Here is a 20,879-nt window from a genome sequence, read left to right as displayed (position 1 = left end):
TTGACTACCATCGCGTTCTGGCAAAGGGTCATAAGCCGCAGCTCAAAGATTCCAGTTGCCCAGGTCGCCATCGATGCCTTCGCCGCCATCGACACCATCGGCGCCCAACGAATAGATATCGACCCGGCCATGCTCTCCCGGGCTGCGGTACTGGTAAGCATTGCCCCAGGGGTCCTGCGGCAGGCGGCGGATGTAACCGTCGGCGCGCCAGGAGCGCGGCATCGGTTCGACGGTGGGCTTGGTCACCAATGCCGCAAGCCCCTGCTCGTTGCTGGGGAAGCGCAGGTTGTCGAGGCGGTACATGTCCAGGGCCTGCTCGAAGGTCGACAGGTCGGCCATCACCTTCTGCTTCATGGCCTTGTCCTGGCTGCCCAGTACGCTGGGCGCGACCACGGCGATCAGCAGCCCCATGATGAAGATCACCACCATGATTTCCATCAGGGTGAAGCCCCGTTGAGTGAAACGATTGCTGCGCATGATGGCTTTCCTCTTCAAAGTGTCAGGCCCTGATTGAGCTGCATGATCGGCAGCAGCACGGCCATTACGATGAACAGCACCACGCCGCCCATCACCAGAATCATCAAGGGTTCGAATAGCGCCATGGCGGTGTCCACCTGGCGGGCGAAGCCACGCTCCTGGTTGTCCGCCACGCGTTCGAGCATGTCCGGCAAGGTGCCGCTGGCTTCGCCACTGGCGACCATGTTCAGCAGCAACGGAGGAAAATGGCCGCTGGCCTCCAGGGCGCGGTGCAGGCTGACGCCGCCCTTCACCTCGCTGCCGACCCGTTCCAGCGCCAAACGGATGCGCCGGTTGTTGACCGTGGCGGTCGCCACCTGCAGGGCTTCCAGCAGCGGCACGCCACTGCCGGCGAGGATCGCCAGGCTGCGCGACAGCCGCGCGCTCTCCAGCACCTGCAACAGCACGCCGACCTGGGGCAGGCGCAGTAGCAGATCATCGCGGCGCAGGCACCAGTGCGGCTTGCGCAGCAGTAGCTTGCCGACCAACGCCGCCAGCAGTGCCGCGCCCAGCAACCACGGGCCGAGCAGCACCAGCGTATTGCTGATGCCGATCAGCAGCGTGGTGATCCACGGCAAGCTCTGCCCGGCATGGGCGAACTGTTCGGTGAGCTTGGGCACCACGAAGGTCATCAGGCCGATCACCACGGCCAGGGAAACGCCCATCAGCACGGCCGGATAGATCAGCGCGGTGCGGGCCTTGTGCTGTTGCCGCTGGACCTGCTCCAGGTGCTCGGCCAGGCGCTCGAGCACCTGGGCCAGGCGACCGGAGCGCTCGCCTGCCTCTACCAGCGCGCAATACAGCGTAGAGAACACCCCGCCCTGACGTGCCAGGCTACGGGCCAGGCCAACGCCCTCGGCGAGGGAGCCGCGTACCGCCACCAGCAGGCTGCGCAGTGCTGGCTGGACCAGCTGCCGCTCCAGAGTGCCCAGTGCGTCGACCAGCGGAATGCCCGCGCCGGTGAGTGTCGCCAGTTGCCGGGTCAGCTCGCACAGTTGCGCGCGGCTGACCCGCTGACGACGTGGCTGCCGGCTTTGCGGGTCGTGACGGTGCAGCTCACGGGCGAACAGCCCGCTCTCGCGCAATAGCTGTCGGGCGTGGCGCTCGCTGTCCGCCTGCAGACTGGCCTTGTGCGGTTTGCCGGCCAGGTCGACGGCGTGATAGCGATAGGTCGGCATACTCAGCCCTGCACCGCGCGCAGCACTTCGGCGAGGCTGGTGTCGCCGCGTGCCAGGCAGTCGCAGGCCATGGCCGACAGGCTCTGCCGTCGATCCTCTAGGTAGGCCTGCATGCTCACCTCGCTGGCGCCGCTGTACAGCAGCGCGATCAGCCCGGCATCCAGCTCGATGAATTCGTAGAGCCCCAGGCGGCCCTGATAACCGCTACCCTGGCACTGCTCGCAACCGACTGGATGAAAGCTGTGTTCGAGGTCGGCCAGCTCCGGCAGCAACTGCCGTTCGGCGTCCTGCAAGGGTCGACGCTCGGCACAGCTGCACAGGCGGCGCACCAGGCGCTGGGCGAGCACGCCACGCAGGCAGGAGGCGATCAGGAAGGGCTCGATACCCATGTCGCGCAGCCGCGTCACGGCGCCCACTGCACTGTTGGTATGCAGGGTCGACAACACCAGATGCCCGGTGAGACTGGCCTGCACGGCAATCTGCGCGGTCTCCCGATCACGGATTTCGCCGAGCATGATCACGTCCGGATCCTGGCGCAGGATCGCTCGCAAGCCAGTGGCGAAGGTCAGCCCGGCACGCGGGTTGATGGCGGTCTGGCCGATACCGGTGATGGCGTATTCCACCGGGTCTTCGACGGTGAGGATATTGCGGCTGCCGTCATTCAGGCTGTTGAGGCTGGCGTACAGGGTGGTGGTCTTGCCCGAGCCGGTTGGCCCGGTGCTCAGCACGATGCCGTTGGGGCGGCCCAGACAGGCACGCAGGCCCTGCTCCACCGCAGGCGGCATGCCCAGATTGGGCAGCGCCAGCAGGCTGGCCTGCTTATCCAGCACGCGCATCACCACCCGCTCGCCGTGAATGCCCGGCAGCGTGGAAACCCGCACGTCGACTTCGCGACCAGCAGCACGCAGGGTGATACGTCCATCCTGGGGCTGACGTTTTTCGGCGATGTCCAGCCGCGCCATAACCTTGATCCGCGACACCAGCATGGCCGATAACGCCCGTGGCGGGCGCAGGACTTCGCGCAGATGGCCGTCGATGCGCAGGCGCACCACCAGACTCTGCTCGAAGGTTTCGATATGGATATCCGAGGCCTGCAACTGCAGCGCCTGGGCGAACAGGCCGTTGATCAGGCGGATCACCGGCGCCTCGTCATCGCTCTCGAGCAGATCCTCGATGCGCGGCATGTCATTCATCAGGCTGTCGAGATCGACCTGCTCGCCGATGCCCTCGATCAGCGCCGCGTTCGCCCCCTCGCCGGCCTGATACAGCAGGCCGAGACGTTGCTCGAACTCGGCCCGCGGCAAGCGACACACCGATCCGGGCGCGCCTTCGACACGCAGCAACTCCTGCAGTTGATCGCTATCGGCGTCATCGCACAGCCACAGGCTCCAGCCGTCATCAGCCGGCACCCAAGCCACGCCGGTCTGACGAGCCAGGCGATAGGGCAACAGGCTCATTACCAGACGCCCTCGTCGAGGCGTGCGCGGCTGGCCGGAAAGAGCTGCTGCAGCCTGGCGTCGCCGTCCAGTGCGGGTAGTTTGAGCGCCGTTTCGCGTTGCAGGTTCTGGTATTTGTCGGCACTGAAACTGGCGATGCTCGGCCCGTCACGCAGAATGCGCGGACGAATGAACACCATCAGATTCTGCTTCACGCCGCTCTTGCCCGTGGAGCGAAACAGCCGGCCGAGCCCGGGAATGTCGCCTAGCAACGGCACCTTCTGATCCCTGCTGCTGACTTCATCGCTGATCAGCCCGCCGAGAATGATCAGGCCGTTGTCCTCGACCATCACCTTGGTCTTGATCTCGCGCTTGTTGGTGATCACGTCGCTGGCCGAGGCGAAGTCGGCGATCGACGATACTTCCTGGACGATATCCAGGCGCACGCTGTTGTCGATATTGATCTGCGGCTTGATGCGCAGCTTCACACCGACTTCGCGGCGCTCAATGGTCTGGTACGGGTTGCTGTTGTTCTGGGTCACCGAGCCGGTGACGAAAGGTACCTCCTGGCCGACCAGAATCGACGCCTCGGCGTTGTCCAGGGTCAGCAGGGTCGGCGTGGACAGCAGGTTGAAGCCGCTCTTGCTCTTCAGCGCGTTGAGCAGCACCGCGAAATTGAACCCGCCACCGAAATGGCCGATGCCGGCGGTCGCGCCGTTGACACCCGAAAGCAGCTCACCGAGGGCGGCGTTGTCACCACTGGCCGCGGCACCGGCGATACCCGCGATGTTCGCGCCGCCCGCACTGAAGTTGACCACTCCGGCGCCAAGTTTCTCGTCGGCGAACAGCCATTGCACGCCCAGCTCCTCGGCACGAGAGTCGGAGACCTCGGCGATGATCGCCTCGACCACCACCTGGGCGCGGCGGATGTCCAGTTGCTCGACGATGGAGCGGTAGGCCGCCAGCTCGCTGTCCGGGCCGACCATCACCACCGCGTTGGTGCCTTCCTCGTACTCCAGGCGCACGCCTGAATCGCTGATCGGCAAGCGCGCAGCCTGGACGCCCTCCGCCCCCTCGCCGGGTGCCTGTGGCGCCTCCTGGCTGAGGCCGCGCAGCACCTTGACCACCTCACTGGCGTTGGCATGGCGCAGGTAGATCACCTGTGTATTGGAGCTGCGCAGCTCGCCACCCGGCCGATCCAGCTGCGCCAGCAAGGCGCGCACCCGTTCGCGGCTGTCGGCACTGCCGCGCACCAGCAAGGCGTTGCTGCGCGGGTCGGCGATCACCTGGGCGCTGTCGCCGCCCTTCTCGCTGGCCAGCAGGCGAGTGATCAGCACGCTGGTATCGGCAGCGCTGGCATGCTGCAAGGGCATCACCTGCAACGGCTCGTCACTGACCTGATCGAGCTCGGCCAGCAGGCGATCGATACGTTCCAGATTGCTGCGCCAGTCGGTGACCACCAGCAGGTTGGCAGCAGGATACGGCGTGATGACGCCCACCCGTGGGTCGATCAGCGGCTTGAGGATGCCGAGCAACTGTTCGCTGGCGGCATTGCGCACGCTGAACACCCGGGTGGCGATACCGTCGCCGCCGGCCTGCTGCCCGCCACTGGGGTGCACGGGCACCGGTTCCAGACGTGCGGCCTGATCGGGGAGAATCTTCACGCTGCCGTTGGGCAGGTTGACCGCGGCAAAGCCCTGGGCACGCAACTGGGCGAGAAAGATGTCGTAGATCGCTTCGCTGTCATGGCGCTCGACCGTGCGCACGGTGACCTTGCCCTTGACCCGCGGGTCGACGATGAAGGTCGTCCCGGTGATCTGCGACACGCTGTCGATGAACTCGCTGAGCTCGGTGTCGACGAAATTCACCTCGTATAGCGGCGACTCGGCGACCGGCAAATCCAGCACGTCATCGGCCAGAATCTGGGTAGCGCCCAAGGCCAGCAGAGCGGCCAGGCAGTAGCGAACGATCATCTCTTATCCTTGCCGCTTGAAGCCGGTCACGGCAGGCCGTGGCGGCCAGGGCAAGCGCTCGCGCCGCCCCTGGTTATCGAAAATCAGCCCCGTCTCGTCGATGTCCTGCAACACGACGCCAGGCCCCAGGCGTTGCCCACGGCTGAAGCTGCGCACCTGCTGGCCGTAGCGCAGCACCACCACCGAGGCGCTCAGGGGCACGGCACGCAGGCTGCCGAGGTACTGAACCGGCAGGCGCGTCAACGGCAATGCACCGCTGTCGGCGGTCACTTGCCAGTGGCCCACCAGCAGCCCCGGCAGCGCAGCCGTATCGACAGCAACGGCACGGGCCGGCTGCGGTTCACGGCTGAGTTGCAGCACGCACTGCGCCGCCAGCCAGGCACCGAGGGTCAGCCACAGTCCGCCCCACAATCGCTGTGCGCTGATCAACTGACGCCTCTGGGATGCCATCCGGGATGCCCTTGCACATAACGCACGCTGGGCAGATGCAGAGCAGGTAACTGCCAACCGCTCGATTGTGTGACCAACCACGCCTCGACGCGCTGCCACAGCGGTTCACCGGCGTTGGCGTCGTAGGCCATGGAAATACTGCGGCACAGGCCGTCGGGCGGAGCCAGGCCGGAAACACGCTTGCCGGTCGGGCTGTAATTGACCTGCCAGGTTTGCCCCTGCCAACGCGGCAGATCACGACTGTTGTCGAGCAACAAGGGGTTGCCGAACAGCTGATCCGCTGCACTCTCCAGCACGCCTTCGAGAGCCTCGAGCGGCGCCTCCACGACGGGAGCCGGATAACCGCCAGTCAGGCTGATCAGGTGTTCACGGGTGATCGCCTCGCCGGCGGCAACCGGGCTGTCATAACGCAGGCCAGGCAACAGCACCTGCATCTGGCCGTCATCGGACAGTGCCTGATGCAACAGGCGGTCCCCAGCTACCACCGCGGGTATCGCGGCGCCACAGTGCTTGTGGCGCCGTTGCCAGGGGCTGATCGAGCCAGGCCGCGTGAGGCGCTCGCTGGCCTTGCAACTGGGTACGCAGGCGTGCGGCGTGCGCCTGCCCCGCCGGTGAAAGCACCTGCTCGAACGCGGGGTGAAAGCGCGCAACGAACTGCCATTGCCCGGCCTGCCGCTGGCACCCGATATGAAAGGCACCGCTGGCCCGACAGCCACCGAGCACTACCGGCACCAGCCTGCCGCTGGTCTGCAGCACCTCGATCGGCGCCGGCCAGAAATCCTGCCCGCGGGCACACAAAAGCAGATCGGCATCGCTCAGCCGCTCGGCCAGCCAGAGGCCGGGCCCGGTGCCCACATCGGCCAGGGCGATGACCAGATCGGCCTGGGCACGTGCTTCCTTGAAAGCTGGCAGCAGCGATTGGTACCACTGCTTAAGGGAGGCGTTCTGATCGGCGGCATAAGGGTCGGTCACCCCGACGACCGCGATCCGCACCCCGGCGCGCCGGATGATGGTGAAGGGTTCGATGCCCAACGTTTGTGACTGGGCGTCTGCCAGGCCGGCGCCGACGACGGGCCTAGCGAAATGCCGATAAAGACCGGCGCAGCGTTGCGGCCACAGGACGCGCTCATCGCTGCTGACCCGCACCTCGCTGCCAAGCATTTGGCTGCCCTGCGCGCCGCTGCTTCCCTGCGTCAGATAGGCCAGGCCACTGCCGTTCCAGCCCTGGCCGTTTTCCAGGGTCAGGCAGCGATCGGCGCCATGGCGCTGGCGCAGCTCTTCCAGCAAGGCACCCAACACTGCATAGCCGCCCGTGCTGACACCTTCGGCCAGACGTGCATCGAGCAGTGGATTGAGTTCGCTGCGCGACTGGTGGGCATTGCTGCCACTGAGCCAGGGCGCTCGCCCAAGGTGCGAAACCGGCCCCAGCCGAGTGGCCGGCACTACCGGTTGGCCAGGCTGGCGGGCATCCAGCGTATCGGCGAAATACAGCAATTCCAGTTCGGATTGTCCGTCCTGACGCGGGGTCGCGAAGCCCGAGCAGGCGCCAAGCAAAGGCGTCATTGCACCGATGCCCATCCAGCTCATCACTTCACGTCTGCCGATGTTCGTCATCGCCCCGCCCGCCTCACCTTTATGCATTGTCGGGGCGGGATACTGGGCAGCTTATGTGACAGTTTAATGGCGGTTATTCGACAGCCCCCGCCTGACCGCCACTGGAAAAAATCAGATAAATCAGAAAGGTAGCGTCACAAAGCTTTCAATAGCCGTTAACAGAACTGCCAGAAAATCATCACATTCGGTCTCTAAAGTCCCGGTTTCCTCAAGGCGCTTCACCAAAAAAAGGACATGACCTGATGAGTCGAGATACCGGCGATAACCTGGATCGTAATCCCAGTGGCAACCTGCCGATGGCATCGGTTCTGGATTCGTACCTGAGCCGCCGCAGCGTTATGCGCGGAGGCCTGGGCGCCGCGATCGCCATGATCGCGGGCACCGGCCTCACCGGCTGTTTCGACAGCGGCGGTTCCAGCAACGACAGCCCTTCCACCGAGCCACCCGTCGAGCCGAAACTGGCCCTCGGCTTCCAGTCCATTGCCGGCTCGCGCACCGATGCCTGCATGGTAGCTGCCGGTTACAGCGCCTATGTGCTGGCCCCCTGGGGAACGCCGTTCAACAGCGCCGGTGGCACCTGGCAAGCCGATGGCAGCAACACCTCCATCGAGCAGGAAAACTCGGCCGGCATGCACCACGACGGCATGCACTTCTTCCCCATCAACGGCAGCTCCGATGATGGCCTGCTGGCGATCAACTACGAGTACATCGACGAAGACGCCCTGCACCCGAACGGCCAGACCTTCGTCAACGGTCAGCGCCCGGCCGAAGAAGTACGCAAGGAGATCAACGCACACGGCGCTGGCGTCATCCGCATCAGCAAGGTCAGCGGCCGCTGGCAGGTGGTCGATAACGATCCGCTGAACCGTCGCTTCACCACCGCCACCGTCATGGACATCTCCGGCCCGCTGCGCGGCACCGATCACGTCAAGACCAAGTTCTCCACCGCCGGCACCGAGACCCGCGGCACCAACAACAACTGCGGCAACGGTTACACCCCGTGGGGCACCTACCTGACTTGCGAAGAGAACTGGCCGTCGATCTTCATCAACACCGGCAACCGCCCTGCCGATCAGGCACGTATCGGTGTCAGCACCGGCACAGGCCGCTATAGCTGGGAAACCGCTGCCGGGGATGCGTCGGAACAGGACGACGAATTCACCCGCTTCAACATCACCCCGAGCGGCGCGTCGGCGACCGACGATTACCGCAACGAAGCCAGCACCTATGGCTACATCGTCGAGATCGACCCGTACGACTCCAGCACCCGCGCCGTGAAGCGTACCGCCCTGGGCCGCATCCGCCACGAAGGCTGCTGGCCGGCACTGCCGGTAGTCGGCAAGCCAGTGGTGTTCTACACCGGCGACGACTCCAACAACGAGTACCTGTACAAGTTCGTCTCCGACGCGGTTTGGGACGCTGCCGACGCCAACCCGAGCGACCGCCTGGCCACCGGCGCCAAGTACATGGACAGCGGCACGCTCTACGTCGCTCGTTTCGACGCCGACGGCAGCGGTGTATGGATCCCGCTGGTAGCCGCCACGCCGACCACCGATGGCAGCACCCTGGGCACCAAGTTCACCGACCTGCCGGGCATTATCCTCAACACCCGGGGCGCAGCCGATGCTGTGGGCGCGACGCCGATGGATCGACCGGAGTGGTCCGCCGTCAACCCGCTCAATGGCGACGTCTACCTGACCCTGACCAACAACAGCGCGCGCACTGCGGCGGCCGTTGACGCTGCCAACCCACGCGGCCCGAACCGTCACGGCCATGTGATCCGCTGGCATGACAGCGACGATCAGCTCAGCTTCGCCTGGGACATCTTCGTATTCGGCGCCAACGCCTCGGGCACGCCCGATATCAACCGTTCCGGCCTGACCGAGCTCAACCAGTTCGCCAGCCCGGACGGCATGAGCTTCGACAGCCGCGGGATTCTCTGGATCCAGACCGATAACGGCGAATCGAGCGTGACCAGCTACACCAACGACCAGATGCTGGCGGTAATTCCCACCAACCTGGTCGACGCCAACGGCGAGCAGGTACCGGTCAACGCGCAAAACCAAGCGGATCTGCGCCGTTTCTTCGTCGGCCCCAACGGCAGCGAAGTGACCGGCATCGCCTTCACGCCGGACAACAAGACGATCTTCGTCAACATCCAGCATCCGGGTAACTGGCCATCCACCAACGTCGCCACGGACGAAACGCCAGCGGGTACCAGCGTCCGCCCACGTGCTTCCACGGTGGTGATCCAGCGTAACGACGGCGGCGAAATCGGCGTCTGACCTACCCACACGGCACGGGGTCATCCCGTGCCATCTCTCTCCGCCTGGATCGAGCTCCGCGACGTCCAGGCCCTTCTTTCCGTGTATCGCCACGCTCGACACCGGCTACCAAAACACCCGGTGCGCAGCCTGCGATTGGTGGCAACGGCATGCCCATCTGCTCGCATCGCCCGCAAGCGGACTCCTACGGATTAGATCACCATGCATCGTAGGAGCCGCGACCCTGCGGTGAATGGTGGCAACAACGCGGACGTTCAGAATGGCTACCAGCGCATTCGCGCCGAGGTCGACGCTCCCACAAATGTGGTGCCGGACGCTCCTCTTGCAGGCGCCTCGATATTGTAGGAGCCGGCTTGTCGGCGATCCGCGAACGCCCTGTCAATTCATCTGAATGAGCGCTTCGTAGCCTGCGATTGGCCGCATCGCCCGCAAGCGGATCCCTACGGATTAGATCACCATGCATCGTAGGAGCCGCGACCCTGCGGCGAATGGTGGCGACAACGCGGACGCTCAGGATGGCTACCAGCGCATTCGCGCCAAGGTCGACGCTCCCACAAATGTGGTGCCGGACGCTCCTCTTGCAGGCGCCTCGATATTGTAGGAGCCGGCTTGCCGGCGATCCGCGAACGCCCTGTCAATTCATCTGAACAACCGCTTCGTAGCCTGCGATTGGTCGCATCGCCCGCAAGCGGGCTCTTACGCAAGTAGGCGACTTGCGCTACAAAGCGAACGGCAAGGGTTCTCGACTAATCACCTGCACTCGCTGCACCGGCACCTGTGCGTGCCAGCGCACCACACCCTGAGCCTGCACCTGGAACTGGCTGCTGATCAGCCGGCCATCCTGCTCGAACTCGAGCTGCAGCATGAAATCACCGCTGTTGAGCAGCAAGCCCTCGCTCAGGCGCTCGAAGGTCGGGTCATCCACGGCGCCCACTGCCTCGCGCAAGGCCGCCACGTCACGGTAACCATTGGCCGGTCGGCCAGTGATGATGCGAGTCAGCAGCGAGCGCGCGAACTCACCCTCGTAGAGGGCGTCGAGCAGGGGCAAATGCTCCAGGCTCAAGGCATTGGCATTCAAGCGCCAGCCCGAGGTCTGCGGTAGCGCACAGAGCTGGGGATAACGCTGCTGTCGCCCGGGCTGCGGCGTGAGCAGCAGATTCAGTTCGCTCATATCCACCATGGGCTGGTTGGCGGCGAGCCGAGGCGGCGTCTGGCGCAGGTACTGGTCGCTTTCGGCGCCGTGCAGGCGGCTCTGGCCGTCGCTGTCGATCCAGTCAGCCAAGGCATGCACCAGTTGTTCGGCGGCCAGGTCGTCACCGAGCAGGTACTGCAGCTGACGCCCGGCACGCTCAGCCTCCTGGCCGGCCAGCGCATTGACGTTGAAGCAGCTGTGCAGATCGCGGATGCGCAAGGTCGCCGCACCGCCAGCAAAATCGTAACGCAGCGGCTGCCCACGCAGGGCTTGCCAGAAAAGCGGGCTCTGCCGCCAAGCCGGATCCCTCAGAGCTTGCTCGGCGAAAGCCAGACCGGCGACTTCCATTGCCCGTGCTTGAATCCGCTGCTGCTGCAAGCGCACCGCATCGACCTGCTGTCGCCCCTGCTGCACCATCCACGCCAGCCCACCGGCGAGCATGGCCAAGGCCACCAACACCATCAATAACGCCGCGCCGCGCTGCCGCCCGTACCCCATCGCCTACCCCTCGTTCCAGAGAGTCGACAGTCAACAGGCTGAATGTTGCAGACGCGTGGCAACAGCCTCTTTTCGTCATCACCACGTCACCGTAGCGTCATAAAGCACAGGCAGATTAGTCCTTCAATTTCATAGTGTTGGAGATTCTTCATGGGCGGCATCGGTATCTGGCAACTGGTCATCGTGCTGATGATCGTGTTCCTGCTGTTTGGCAGCAAACGCCTCAAGACGCTGGGCGGCGATCTGGGTGAAACCATCCAGGGCTTCCGCAAATCCATGGCCAGTAACAGCGAAACGGATGAGACGCCGGCACAGGTGCAACAACAGGCGCCGTTGCAGGGAGCTGCTCAGCAGTCCCACAGCCAAACGGATCGTCAGGCCTGATGTTCGAAATAGGCTTTACCGAACTGCTGCTGGTGAGCGTGGTGGCGCTGCTGGTGCTAGGCCCGGAACGCCTGCCGGTCGCAGCCCGCACGCTGGGTCGCGGCCTGGGCCAGGCAAAGCGGGCGATGGACATGCTGCGCGATCAGGTCGAACGTGAACTGGATGCCCAGGCCGTGAGCAAGGAACTGGACGCTGCGCCGTTACGGCAACTGGAACAGGAACTGCGTCGCGGCATCAGCCTGCAAGCGGAGCCGCAGCCAGCGGCAACCAAACCCGAGGGAACCGTATGAGCAGCATGCCGTTGACCGCCCACCTGGGCGAACTGCGCAAGCGGCTGGTGCGCTGCCTACTGGTTATTCTGCTGGCGTTCCTGGGCCTGTTTCCCTTCGCGCAGACGCTCTACACGCTGATCTCCGAACCGCTGCGCCGCTACCTTCCCGAAGGCGCGAGCATGATCGCCACCAGCGTGACGTCCCCCTTCCTGGCGCCATTCAAACTGACCATGATGGTCGCCGTATTCATCTCCATGCCCGTGCTGCTGCATCAGGCCTGGGGGTTCGTGGCCCCGGGTCTGTATCGCCGCGAGCGGCGCATCGCGGTGCCTCTGCTGGTCTCGAGCATTCTGCTGTTCTATGCAGGCATGGCCTTCGCCTTCTTCGCGGTGTTCCCGATGATGTTTGGCTTCTTCGCCAGCGTCACGCCGGACGGCGTGGAAATGATGACCGATATCGCCCTGTACCTGGACTTCATCCTGGCGCTGTTCCTGGCATTCGGATTGGCCTTCGAAATTCCGGTGGCCACCTTCATCATCGTCTGGGCCGGGCTGACGGATGTCGACACGCTGCGCCGTAGCCGGCCTTACGTGATCGTCGGCTGCTTCGTGGTGGGCATGTTGCTGACGCCACCCGACGTATTCTCGCAAACCATGTTGGCGGTGCCGATGTGGCTGCTGTTCGAAGTCGGCCTGCTCGCCTGTGGCAGCATCCAACGCCGGCCGGAACAGGAAAGCGAACAGGAACTGGCAGTCACTGAATAACGCTCAAGACGGGTGCCTTGAGCGTGGGAAAGATGGCGGAAGCCAGTCTATCGATAGACTGCTGGCAGGCAGCAGGCTGAGTCAGAACTGCAAATCGGACAAACGCCACACCTCGAAAGCGGGCATCTCGTAGGGATGGCTTTTCTTCATGGCCTTGACCGCGTTGTGGATCAGCTCATCGGCGACTACCAGTTCGACCTTCCACTCCGCGAGCGTTGCCAGCTCACCGCTCTGACCAATGAACGGCGTGCTGTTTTCCAGAGGGCGAAACTGTCCGCGACCCAAGGTTTGCCAGCAGCATTGCTCATAATCGCCAACGCGCCCGGCACCAGCCGCGAACACGGCCGACTTCACATTTTCCAGATGACTCTCAGGAACGTAGAAACAAAATTTATACATACACTGCCTTATGGCCCAGCATTTCCGGGCCTCTCAAGGGTTTACAGGTGCTTTTGGGTAGAAAAATTGGGTAGAATTGCTGCGTAGAAACGCCTCTTGAGATCATTATGCCATCAGCCTCCAAACACCTTGTGCTCCGTGTCTCAACATGGCATTGCCGAATCGACATTCCTGCTGACCTACGCCCCGCATTTGGTAATCGACGCATCCTCAGCCAGAGCTTGAAGACAGGCGACAAGCGCCTAGCTAATGATTTGGCGTCCGTGCAGATTGGACAATGGAAATCCGAATTTCGTCGACTTAGGGAAGAGAGAATTCGACAGGGAGACCGGTGGCAAGAAGGTCTCGCCCAAAAGGCCAAAGAGCATCTTGAAAAAGCAGATGCCGAGATTCTTCGAGCAGTGCGGGGAACGCTGATCCCAGCTAATCGCCCTACACCCACTATCGAAAGCGTGAAGCGCGATCAGGAGGCTTTGCATAGTGCCTACCAATCGCTCTATGACGACGTCTCTCGCATGGAGCAGGAACTAGGTATTCCTGGCCTGCTTGATGAGGTTTATTCGTTGCTGAATGACGAAACTCTACCAACACCCACGAAATTCCAGCGCTTCAGTGAGATTCAGCAACGTGTACTTGCTCATAGCGCTAAAGCTAAGAATCTGCTGCCCGCCTCTGGCTTGGCAGAAGCCTTGCAAATCGCCGCAAAACCGGAGACATACAGCCCCAAGTCGCCGATCAGTGCCAGCGCTCAGTCTCGATTCGCCACGCACCTTGCCGAGCAGAACGCCAATGCTCGCACCAACGATGTGTACCTGAGCAACATCAATCGTTTCTCAAGGTGGCTTACAACGAACGGCAAGGAGCTTGTTTTTGACCATGTGGCGGAATATCTCAACTCCGTCTCCAAGGTTCGCCAAACGCGGCTAGGTCATCTGGCAGCCCTACGAAAATTCCATAAATGGGCTGTACGTTACGACCAGTACTACCGAGAGCAGCAAGCAGCGAAGCAAAGCCCCTTTGAGAATCACGAACACCCTAGAGTCGGTGCCAGCGCTGGCAAAAGTTGGGTAGCGTACACACAGCAGGAAGCTGAACGCCTACACGCTGCAGCCATGGCGAAAGGTGATGCAGATTTGGCCGATTTAATTGCCTTCGCTTGCTTCACTGGGTGCCGTATCGAGGAGCTTGGCCGAATCCGTGTTGATACCACTATCTTCGACGCTGACGGCACGCCGACAGGGTTCAAGGTCGATCAGTCTAAAACCCCTTCAGGCGTCCGAGAGGTGCCGCTTCACCCTCGGTTGATACCGATCTATCAGAAGCGCCTCAAACACCCGCTAGGAGCCACAAGGGCGCTCTTCCCAGGCAATGACGAGACAAAGCACGGTCTCCGCATCAGCGCCTTGTCGCAACGGTTTACGAAGCTCAAACGTTCAGTAGGCTTTGGCGATCAACACGTCTTCCACAGTTTCAGAAAGTGCACGGCCACCCTGCTTCAACAGGCTGGGGTCACTCCACTGACAATCCCTTTCTTGCTGGGGCACGACGTGGGGAACGTTACATTTGACGTGTATTCAGCAGGGCCATCGTTTGAGCAGAAGCGAGAGGCCATAGCCACCCTGAAATTCAGTTTTCAAATATGAAAAAGCCCGCATCACCGGGCCTAGCCTAGCTATCGCGGCCACATCGACCGCCTATCAAAACCTTACGATAATTACAAGCATTTTTCGTGCCAGGTCTTGACACCACAGGATTCTGTGGTATTATAATGGTGAAGATATAGATTTAGTTTCTTACTTCACCATTGACAGGTTTCCTCGATATTCCCTCGCAAAAAAGTTCAACGGTGACTTCGTCACGAATACCGTTCCCTCCGAAGTTGTTTATTGCCATTCCTACCTTGAAAAACTTCCATCAGCCGGTGTGATGACCGATTGCAAGCGCGCTAGCCGCTGCTGATAAAGCTAGCATTAATTCTCCGAACACATTCTCTCCTTGTGTTTTTAAAAGGCGGCTTCTTGTCGCCTTTGTTTTATCTACCCCTTATTACATTACCTAACCTAACTCGAAAGGAGGCCCACTATGGCCCATGAAAAACTCTGCATCGAATGTGGAACAACTCTTCCACTCGATTCACACCCTAGGAAAGTTCTATGCAGCAACCGCTGTACAGTCGCGAGACACAGACGCATCAAGAAAGAGCTAAACCCAGCGGCACCCAAACAACCAAAAATAACGGTACGCTCTCTTAAAGAGGAAGTGCACCAAGTTTTAAAACAAGTACAAGAAGCCCTATCACAAATCAAACTCGCCCAATATCAGGAGAAAATTTAATGTCCAAGATTACCCATGAATTCAACCAAGCAGAACTTGATCACCGCATCACTAATGAACGTGAATTCTATTTAGCTAGGGAGTCCGTGTCGCATGCTCCACATGAAGGCGCCCGTGTTTTAGTATCTGGAGACTACCCTGGCGCATTGATAACAAATGTTATTGAGAAAGTGTCCGAGGGATACACGTTTCTTCCTGAAACTGTAAATGCTTCCAGCGGCTACTCTTTTGCAATGATGTTCAAGCCAAGCTCTGAACAAGAAGCAGATATCAAACTTCTCAGCGACCGCATTACGGCCGAATATAATGCTGAACGTAAATCACTCTATGATGCTCATGTTGCAAAAGTAGTTAGCGAGTCTTTAGATAGAGAGCGCCGCAGTGCTGAGAAAAAACAAGCTGAAGCTGAAGCAAAACTCAGAGAAAAGTTGGAAGCTCAGGCTCTCGCCGCTCTTGGGGCATTTGAATAATGACAAAGACAAGAGAGTACAAAGAACTGACTTTCAAGTATACAACGCCAATTGTTAGTTGGCATGCTGCTGAGTTAGAACGTCATAACGATCAAGAGTGCATTAACTGCGGGGGTGTCCACCGGAAGGACAGTGCATTCTGTAGTTATTTTTGTCAGGTCGAATACAAAAGGGCGGCATGAGCTGCCCATAACCAAAGAGGTTAAATATGCGAATCCTAACTTGTTCATGCCGCCAATGTGGCAAACAAATCATCGTTAAACGCCCTCAACCTTTTTGTAGTGGCGAATGCAAACGAACATACAACTTTATTCATGATCCAGAAGGAATGAGATATGCAACTCAAAACCAAACCTTGCCGATTCTGCAACCAGCTATTTGAATTCAAATCAGCCAAAGCCCAATACTGTACTGAGGCACATAAGAAGCAATTTCAACGTGCAAGATCGAAGAAACTAGATGATCAACGAAAATATCGATTCTCAACAAGCGCATTCATATATTATCTTGCAGATTCCTGCCGCAGAAGTGGAACGATTGAGGTTCTACCAAAAACACTTTCCGAGTTAGAAAAACTTTTTTCTCTTTACAAGTTTTCACTAAAATCTAACGGTTACGGTGAAGACGATCAATTTTCTTTATGCCATATCTTCCCCGCAAGCCATCCCCACTACGTCGGCACCATGCATGCCGAGAACCTGACAGTGAGTTACCGCGACCTTAACAGCAGCCACAGCAACGGTTTCATCGCTGGCGCTGGGCACAAGATCAGCCGCTTCTCACTATCACCAAAATGGATGGTGGGCAAAGAAGATTCCAAAACATCGGTAGTTGCTAAGATCATCGAATACCTTGGTGAGGAGTACACCGCCACTATCGCTGTTAAGTTGAAACTCCAACCGGCTAGACGCCAAGCAGTTCTAGATTGGCTTGCATCATGTAGTGATGATCGTGTTCCAGCTCTTGCAGAACGTGAGGCGATGACAACAGCATCGCTAACCAAGTTGAAAGCTGAGATTACTGGAAAGTCAGCTGGTTATGCTCCAGTTGCTGGAATTAACAGCAATGACGTGTTCTTAGCAGAACTCAAGCGCTTATCACAGCATCGCCCCGACCTGCAAAGAGTTATCGAGCCTTGGTTAGAAGCTATGCCAACTATCCTGCCCTTGGTCTTTGATTTGCAGTGGTGTGGAAAGTCTCAATCAGAGCACAACTCCGCTCTCGCTCCCCTGAAGGCTCTCAGAGAAGCTCAGTTCATTTTGCTACATGGTGGAAAGGTTAAAGACTTTCTAATCGTGCTCAACACTTACCACACTTCTGAAAGCCTAGTGCTGCCTATTGCTCCTAAAGTTGTCCCTGTTTTTAAGGACGATACTGCCTCTCAGATTGAACCAACTAGGAGCGCTATTTTCCTCTCTGAGGATTTTGCCGAACTTGCAGCGCTTGAAGCTGCGTTTGACAGCATAGTACACCCTGATCTAGCCCCCTTCATCATCGATGATGACGATGACAAAGAACCCATATTCGAACTATACAAGCCAAAAGAAAAACAAACCAATCACACATGGAGATTTAAATTATGAATACCGTATCTTATAACCTAGACCTCACAGACGAAGCTTTTGCTGTTATTCAACACTACGCAAAGCGTTTTGATTATTCCCCTGACCTAGCTCTTGAACTAATCCTCAGAACAGTTGCTGACCTACATACAAACGACGCGTCAGAAGGAGATGAATGATGAGCAACGTAGATCGAACAAAGCTGTTACTTCTCCAAAAGTATGGCACACCAAGCATGCAAGAGAATGCAACCATCGTTCTTAAAGCGCTGCAAAAAACTATCGTGGAAGATGAAGTCGCAGTAACTAAGGCGCTACTTGATAAGGCCAGTCAGCCATTACTACACGGAAGTGCATACGACAGCATCGACGCCATCATCGAAGACATTCAGCTAAAACTTTCGAAGTCGCCTAGAAAATCTCAAGCTGATGTTTTCAAGCTGCTTCTGGAACAGAGAATGGGAGTATAGAAATGGATCACACAGCTGAAATATTGAAGGCCAAGTATCACCAACAACCAAAGCTTAACGTACATGACATTTCACAATGGTTTAACACAGCAACGCCTATTGATCAGGCAATCACGATACAAGATTGGTTCTCTGACAATCGACACCTTTTGAACACTCTACCTGATGATGTTCGCATTACAGTTGATCAAGCGGCTAAAGATCGATTTGCTTCAGCAATGCGGGAAAGGGTGAATAAACCAGATCCATTTTTAACCATACGATCTAAGGGCGCATAATTCGTGTCAGAAAGAGTAATAGCTAGCTTAGTTGGTAAGCTGAGGTTTGATGTTGACAGCGCTCCCCTTCTTAGATTCGAAAGAATGATGGATAACATCAACCGTAAAATGCGAGAACTGGAGAAACAAGCTACACGCTTGGAGCGTAAGCTAGGCATGGCGCCTAAAGGCTCAGCCAACGTTCAAAAGCAACTGCAACAACAACAGCGACTAACACAAGCCCAGTTTCAACAGATGCTGAAAACTTCGAAGCTCCAACTGTCTGTCGATCAGCAGCAGGCGAAGCTTCAAAGCCTTCAGGCCAAAGCTGGAACACAGCAGGCCCGACAATCACAAGCTGAACATCGTGCAAGCCTGGGTAGGTTGAAAACCGAACAAGCAGCCCAGGCATTCAGCCTTCGACAAGAGCAGGGTCGTTTAAAGCTCCAGCAAGAGCAGTTGCGTACCAGTGCAGCAGCAAGCCGCCTTGAAGCCACCAAAGCACGCACACAGGCTGCTTCTGATCGTGCACGTATCACGGCATTACGCCTTGAAGAACGCATCAACAAGCGCCTCCCTGGCTCGATGCGAAGTCCTGCTGGCCGTTCCCCCACTTCTACTCCGTCCCATAGCATCTGGCGTAGTGCTGGGGGTCGTGGTTTCGGTAGTTCGCTCGGTCAGGTTGCAAGTGCTGGCCTTGGTGGTGGTATTGGTGCCTCGATTCCTGGCCTTGGCATGTTTAGTGGTGCTCTGCATCCTGCTGCAATCGCCATAGGTGCCTTGGGTACAGCCGCAGTGCTTGCCCAAGCGAAGCTCAATGAGTTTGCCAAGACAGACGTAGCCGCAGGCGATACAAGAGCTGTAGAGCGTGCCAACCTGCGTGTTTTGACTGGTGGTGATGCTGCCCTAGCAGCTCAGCAGGAACAGGCCCTAAACAAGTTCGTTGATGACCTGGGCTTGCTTCGTAGTGCCATCGCCAAGCCATACGTCATGAGCGCTGTGAACCTCACAGATGCTGGCCTGCAACGCGATCAATCAGTGTCTCTCATCCAAGGCATCATGAAGTTTGCCCGTGGTACAGGGACGACAGAAGACGACATGGCAGGTGCCCTGCGTGCTATTGGACAAGCCTTCTCGAAAGGCCAGCTCTACGCAGAGGAATGGAAGGGTCAGTTTGCTGAACGTATCGGTGGTGCTGACAAGCTGGGCGTACAGGCATGGGCAGCGGTAACGAAGTCCGGCTTGACAGGTGAGAAAGCCAAGGGTGATTTCGCTAAGAACATGAGTGACGGCAAGATCACCGGCCAGTTGATGAACAAATTCTTCATCACGCTCGGTCAGATGATGGACGACAAGTCCAACCTCGAAGGTCGTCTTGACCTCATCTCACAGAGTGCTCAGTCATCCGCCAACCGCATCACCAACATGCAAGCGGAACGTAGCATCAGAACATCTGAATTCAATGATGGCGCCCTCAAGCAATCCTCTGTCGAGCTTTACCAAGCTAAAGAACGTCTTCAGGTTTCGCTTGAAAAATTGATCCCAGGATTCTCAACGCTGGAATCTGCAAGCTTGAGACTGGAAACCCGTTTCGTCGATGGCAGTACGCGCATGGTGCTGTGGATCGAGAAGCTGCAATCCAAGATCAACGAGCTTACCGGCGATCCAAAAGCCATCCAATACCTCGACCAGCTTGGTGCCAAGTTCGATCAGTTCGTCACACACATCGAGCCGTTGCTTGAGCTGCTAACAGACGTTGTGACGTTCATGGGTAGCGTTGCCCTGGACAAGCTAGCTGACAATTTCGAAACGCTCGCAGAGCGCCTAGATACAGCATGGACAGCGCTTGAACCGATCCTTGGCGAAGTGCCAGACGCATTCGACTTCCTTGTCACTCAGCTCAGAACCATCATCGATAAATTCTTTGGTGCCATTGGCCTTGGTGACCGCTGGCGGAAGCATCTGGAGCAACGCGATCAGGAAGACACAGGGCTTTCCACAGAAGCCCGTATCCCGTTCCTTGATCGTCCATCGCCGCTGATACCGACAATCAGCCCTCGCATGCTGGAACGGTTAGCTACGAACCCAGCCCAGGCCATGCAGCAGTTGATCGACTCCAGCACGACGAACACCAACAACGTCACAACCAACCAGTTCAACGTTGCGGTTACCGCGTCAGGTGCCAATGCTGAGGAGATCGCTGACCAATTGACGGATCGCTTTCAAAAGATGGCGGTAGAGGCCTCGCGCTATCAGTTCGATAAGACCGTGGCCATCACGAAGGTCAACTTGTTGGAAACCAAGCGATGAAGCACCTCAGCTCAGTTTTGCAGGTGCTCAATTCGATAGTGTTGTTTGTTTTCCTGGGGGTCGTCTGCTGGAACACCAGCGAGATCACTACACGCATCGAGGCTGTCAGGTTTCAACACCAGCACACAGAATCGACGTTGTTACGTGCAATCGATCACCAGTCACTGAGGGTATCCGAGGTGGCTGGAATCATCCGATCACCAGCGTTCTGCAACCCGGCATACCTTAGTCAGAGTAAGACAACAATTAGTGCAGGAACCAACAAGATCGAAGTCCCAGGCCCTGGCGGAATCATCAGCGCTGGCAGCATTTTCAACATCGGAACTGATGCAAAGAAGCCCTGAACGCCTACTCCCACCTATTGCTCCTAAAAGTGTCCCGATTCTTGGGCGTAACTTATCGCCAGATTATTCGCGCTTAGGAGCTTAAATTCTCTCGTCACGCTCGTGACAGACAAAGGAACTCAAAATGGATACAACACCTCAACAGCACCATGATTGGCTTGCCAATCGATAT

18 protein-coding genes and 1 pseudogene are annotated in these 20,879 nt (G+C 58.6%); 11 read left to right on the top strand and 8 right to left on the bottom strand.

Going from position 1 to position 20,879, the window contains the following annotated elements:
- Positions 1–42 precede the first annotated feature (42 nt).
- From gspG to K5Q02_RS11480, 6 genes and pseudogenes are all read right to left on the bottom strand, one after another.
- The gene (gspG, locus tag K5Q02_RS11505; protein ID WP_225839305.1) at positions 43–477 is read right to left on the bottom strand and encodes a type II secretion system major pseudopilin GspG; all 435 of its coding nucleotides are present in this window, start codon (positions 475–477) and stop codon (positions 43–45) included.
- A gap of 14 nt (positions 478–491) precedes the next feature.
- Positions 492–1,694 (bottom strand): type II secretion system inner membrane protein GspF, encoded by a 1,203-nt coding sequence (gspF, locus tag K5Q02_RS11500; RefSeq protein ID WP_225839302.1) that lies wholly within the window; start codon positions 1,692–1,694, stop codon positions 492–494.
- Between the two features lie 2 nt (positions 1,695–1,696).
- Entirely contained in the window at positions 1,697–3,145 is a 1,449-nt protein-coding gene (locus K5Q02_RS11495; protein ID WP_225839661.1) for a GspE/PulE family protein, read from the bottom strand.
- A 5-nt stretch (positions 3,146–3,150) separates the two neighbouring features.
- Positions 3,151–5,085, bottom strand: coding sequence for a type II secretion system secretin GspD (gspD, locus tag K5Q02_RS11490; protein ID WP_442964000.1), 1,935 nt, complete (start codon positions 5,083–5,085; stop codon positions 3,151–3,153).
- Between the two features lie 21 nt (positions 5,086–5,106).
- The gene (locus K5Q02_RS11485; protein WP_225839299.1) at positions 5,107–5,553 is read right to left on the bottom strand and encodes a pilus assembly protein PilZ; all 447 of its coding nucleotides are present in this window, start codon (positions 5,551–5,553) and stop codon (positions 5,107–5,109) included.
- A pseudogene (locus K5Q02_RS11480) lies at positions 5,529–7,167 on the bottom strand (lipoprotein UxpA). Before K5Q02_RS11480 ends, K5Q02_RS11485 begins: the two are co-directional and overlap by 25 nt.
- 242 nt (positions 7,168–7,409) lie before the next feature.
- Here K5Q02_RS11480 and K5Q02_RS11475 point away from each other — a divergent pair.
- Together K5Q02_RS11475 and K5Q02_RS11470 are read left to right on the top strand one after the other, a co-directional pair.
- Positions 7,410–9,452 (top strand): PhoX family protein, encoded by a 2,043-nt coding sequence (locus tag K5Q02_RS11475; RefSeq protein ID WP_225839298.1) that lies wholly within the window; start codon positions 7,410–7,412, stop codon positions 9,450–9,452.
- 457 nt (positions 9,453–9,909) lie between these two features.
- Positions 9,910–10,053: a hypothetical protein gene (locus tag K5Q02_RS11470; protein WP_225839296.1), complete on the top strand. Its 144-nt coding sequence runs from the start codon at positions 9,910–9,912 to the stop codon at positions 10,051–10,053.
- Between the two features lie 117 nt (positions 10,054–10,170).
- Here the strand turns inward: K5Q02_RS11470 and gspK are convergent, their stop codons facing one another.
- A complete protein-coding gene (gene gspK / locus K5Q02_RS11465) occupies positions 10,171–11,142 on the bottom strand; it encodes a type II secretion system minor pseudopilin GspK (protein ID WP_225839294.1) in 972 nt (323 codons plus the stop codon).
- 150 nt (positions 11,143–11,292) lie between these two features.
- Between gspK and tatA the strand changes: the two genes are divergently transcribed.
- Genes tatA through tatC form a run of 3 tightly spaced genes read left to right on the top strand, consistent with a single transcriptional unit; the run spans position 11,293 to position 12,562 of the window.
- Positions 11,293–11,526, top strand: a complete 234-nt coding sequence (tatA, locus tag K5Q02_RS11460) for a twin-arginine translocase TatA/TatE family subunit (protein WP_225839293.1) — start codon at positions 11,293–11,295, stop codon at positions 11,524–11,526.
- Positions 11,526–11,816, top strand: coding sequence for a Sec-independent protein translocase protein TatB (tatB, locus tag K5Q02_RS11455; RefSeq protein WP_225839291.1), 291 nt, complete (start codon positions 11,526–11,528; stop codon positions 11,814–11,816). Before tatA ends, tatB begins: the two co-directional genes overlap by 1 nt.
- Entirely contained in the window at positions 11,813–12,562 is a 750-nt protein-coding gene (gene tatC, locus K5Q02_RS11450) for a twin-arginine translocase subunit TatC (protein WP_225839289.1), read from the top strand. The genes tatB and tatC overlap by 4 nt, the downstream gene beginning before the upstream one ends.
- An 81-nt stretch (positions 12,563–12,643) precedes the next feature.
- Here the strand turns inward: tatC and K5Q02_RS11445 are convergent, their stop codons facing one another.
- Positions 12,644–12,961: a Nif3-like dinuclear metal center hexameric protein gene (locus K5Q02_RS11445; RefSeq protein ID WP_225839287.1), complete on the bottom strand. Its 318-nt coding sequence runs from the start codon at positions 12,959–12,961 to the stop codon at positions 12,644–12,646.
- Between the two features lie 107 nt (positions 12,962–13,068).
- Between K5Q02_RS11445 and K5Q02_RS11440 the strand changes: the two genes are divergently transcribed.
- From K5Q02_RS11440 to K5Q02_RS11415, 6 genes are all read left to right on the top strand, one after another.
- Complete coding sequence (locus tag K5Q02_RS11440) at positions 13,069–14,604, top strand: DUF6538 domain-containing protein (protein ID WP_329959558.1); 1,536 nt, start codon at positions 13,069–13,071, stop codon at positions 14,602–14,604.
- A gap of 690 nt (positions 14,605–15,294) precedes the next feature.
- Positions 15,295–15,765, top strand: a complete 471-nt coding sequence (locus K5Q02_RS11435; protein WP_225839283.1) for a hypothetical protein — start codon at positions 15,295–15,297, stop codon at positions 15,763–15,765.
- A gap of 335 nt (positions 15,766–16,100) precedes the next feature.
- The gene (locus K5Q02_RS11430; RefSeq protein WP_225839281.1) at positions 16,101–17,348 is read left to right on the top strand and encodes a hypothetical protein; all 1,248 of its coding nucleotides are present in this window, start codon (positions 16,101–16,103) and stop codon (positions 17,346–17,348) included.
- A gap of 157 nt (positions 17,349–17,505) precedes the next feature.
- On the top strand, positions 17,506–17,796 hold the full coding sequence (locus K5Q02_RS11425) for a hypothetical protein (protein WP_225839278.1): 291 nt from the start codon (positions 17,506–17,508) through the stop codon (positions 17,794–17,796).
- 2 nt (positions 17,797–17,798) lie between these two features.
- Complete coding sequence (locus K5Q02_RS11420; protein WP_225839276.1) at positions 17,799–18,074, top strand: hypothetical protein; 276 nt, start codon at positions 17,799–17,801, stop codon at positions 18,072–18,074.
- An 87-nt stretch (positions 18,075–18,161) separates the two neighbouring features.
- Positions 18,162–20,363, top strand: a complete 2,202-nt coding sequence (locus K5Q02_RS11415; protein ID WP_225839274.1) for a tape measure protein — start codon at positions 18,162–18,164, stop codon at positions 20,361–20,363.
- The last annotated feature ends 516 nt before the right edge of the window (positions 20,364–20,879 follow it).

The organism is Pseudomonas sp. MM211 (assembly GCF_020386635.1).
GTDB lineage: Bacteria > Pseudomonadota > Gammaproteobacteria > Pseudomonadales > Pseudomonadaceae > Aquipseudomonas.
Note: the sequence above shows the minus strand (reverse complement) of the source record. Positions and strands in the feature narration are given on the sequence as shown.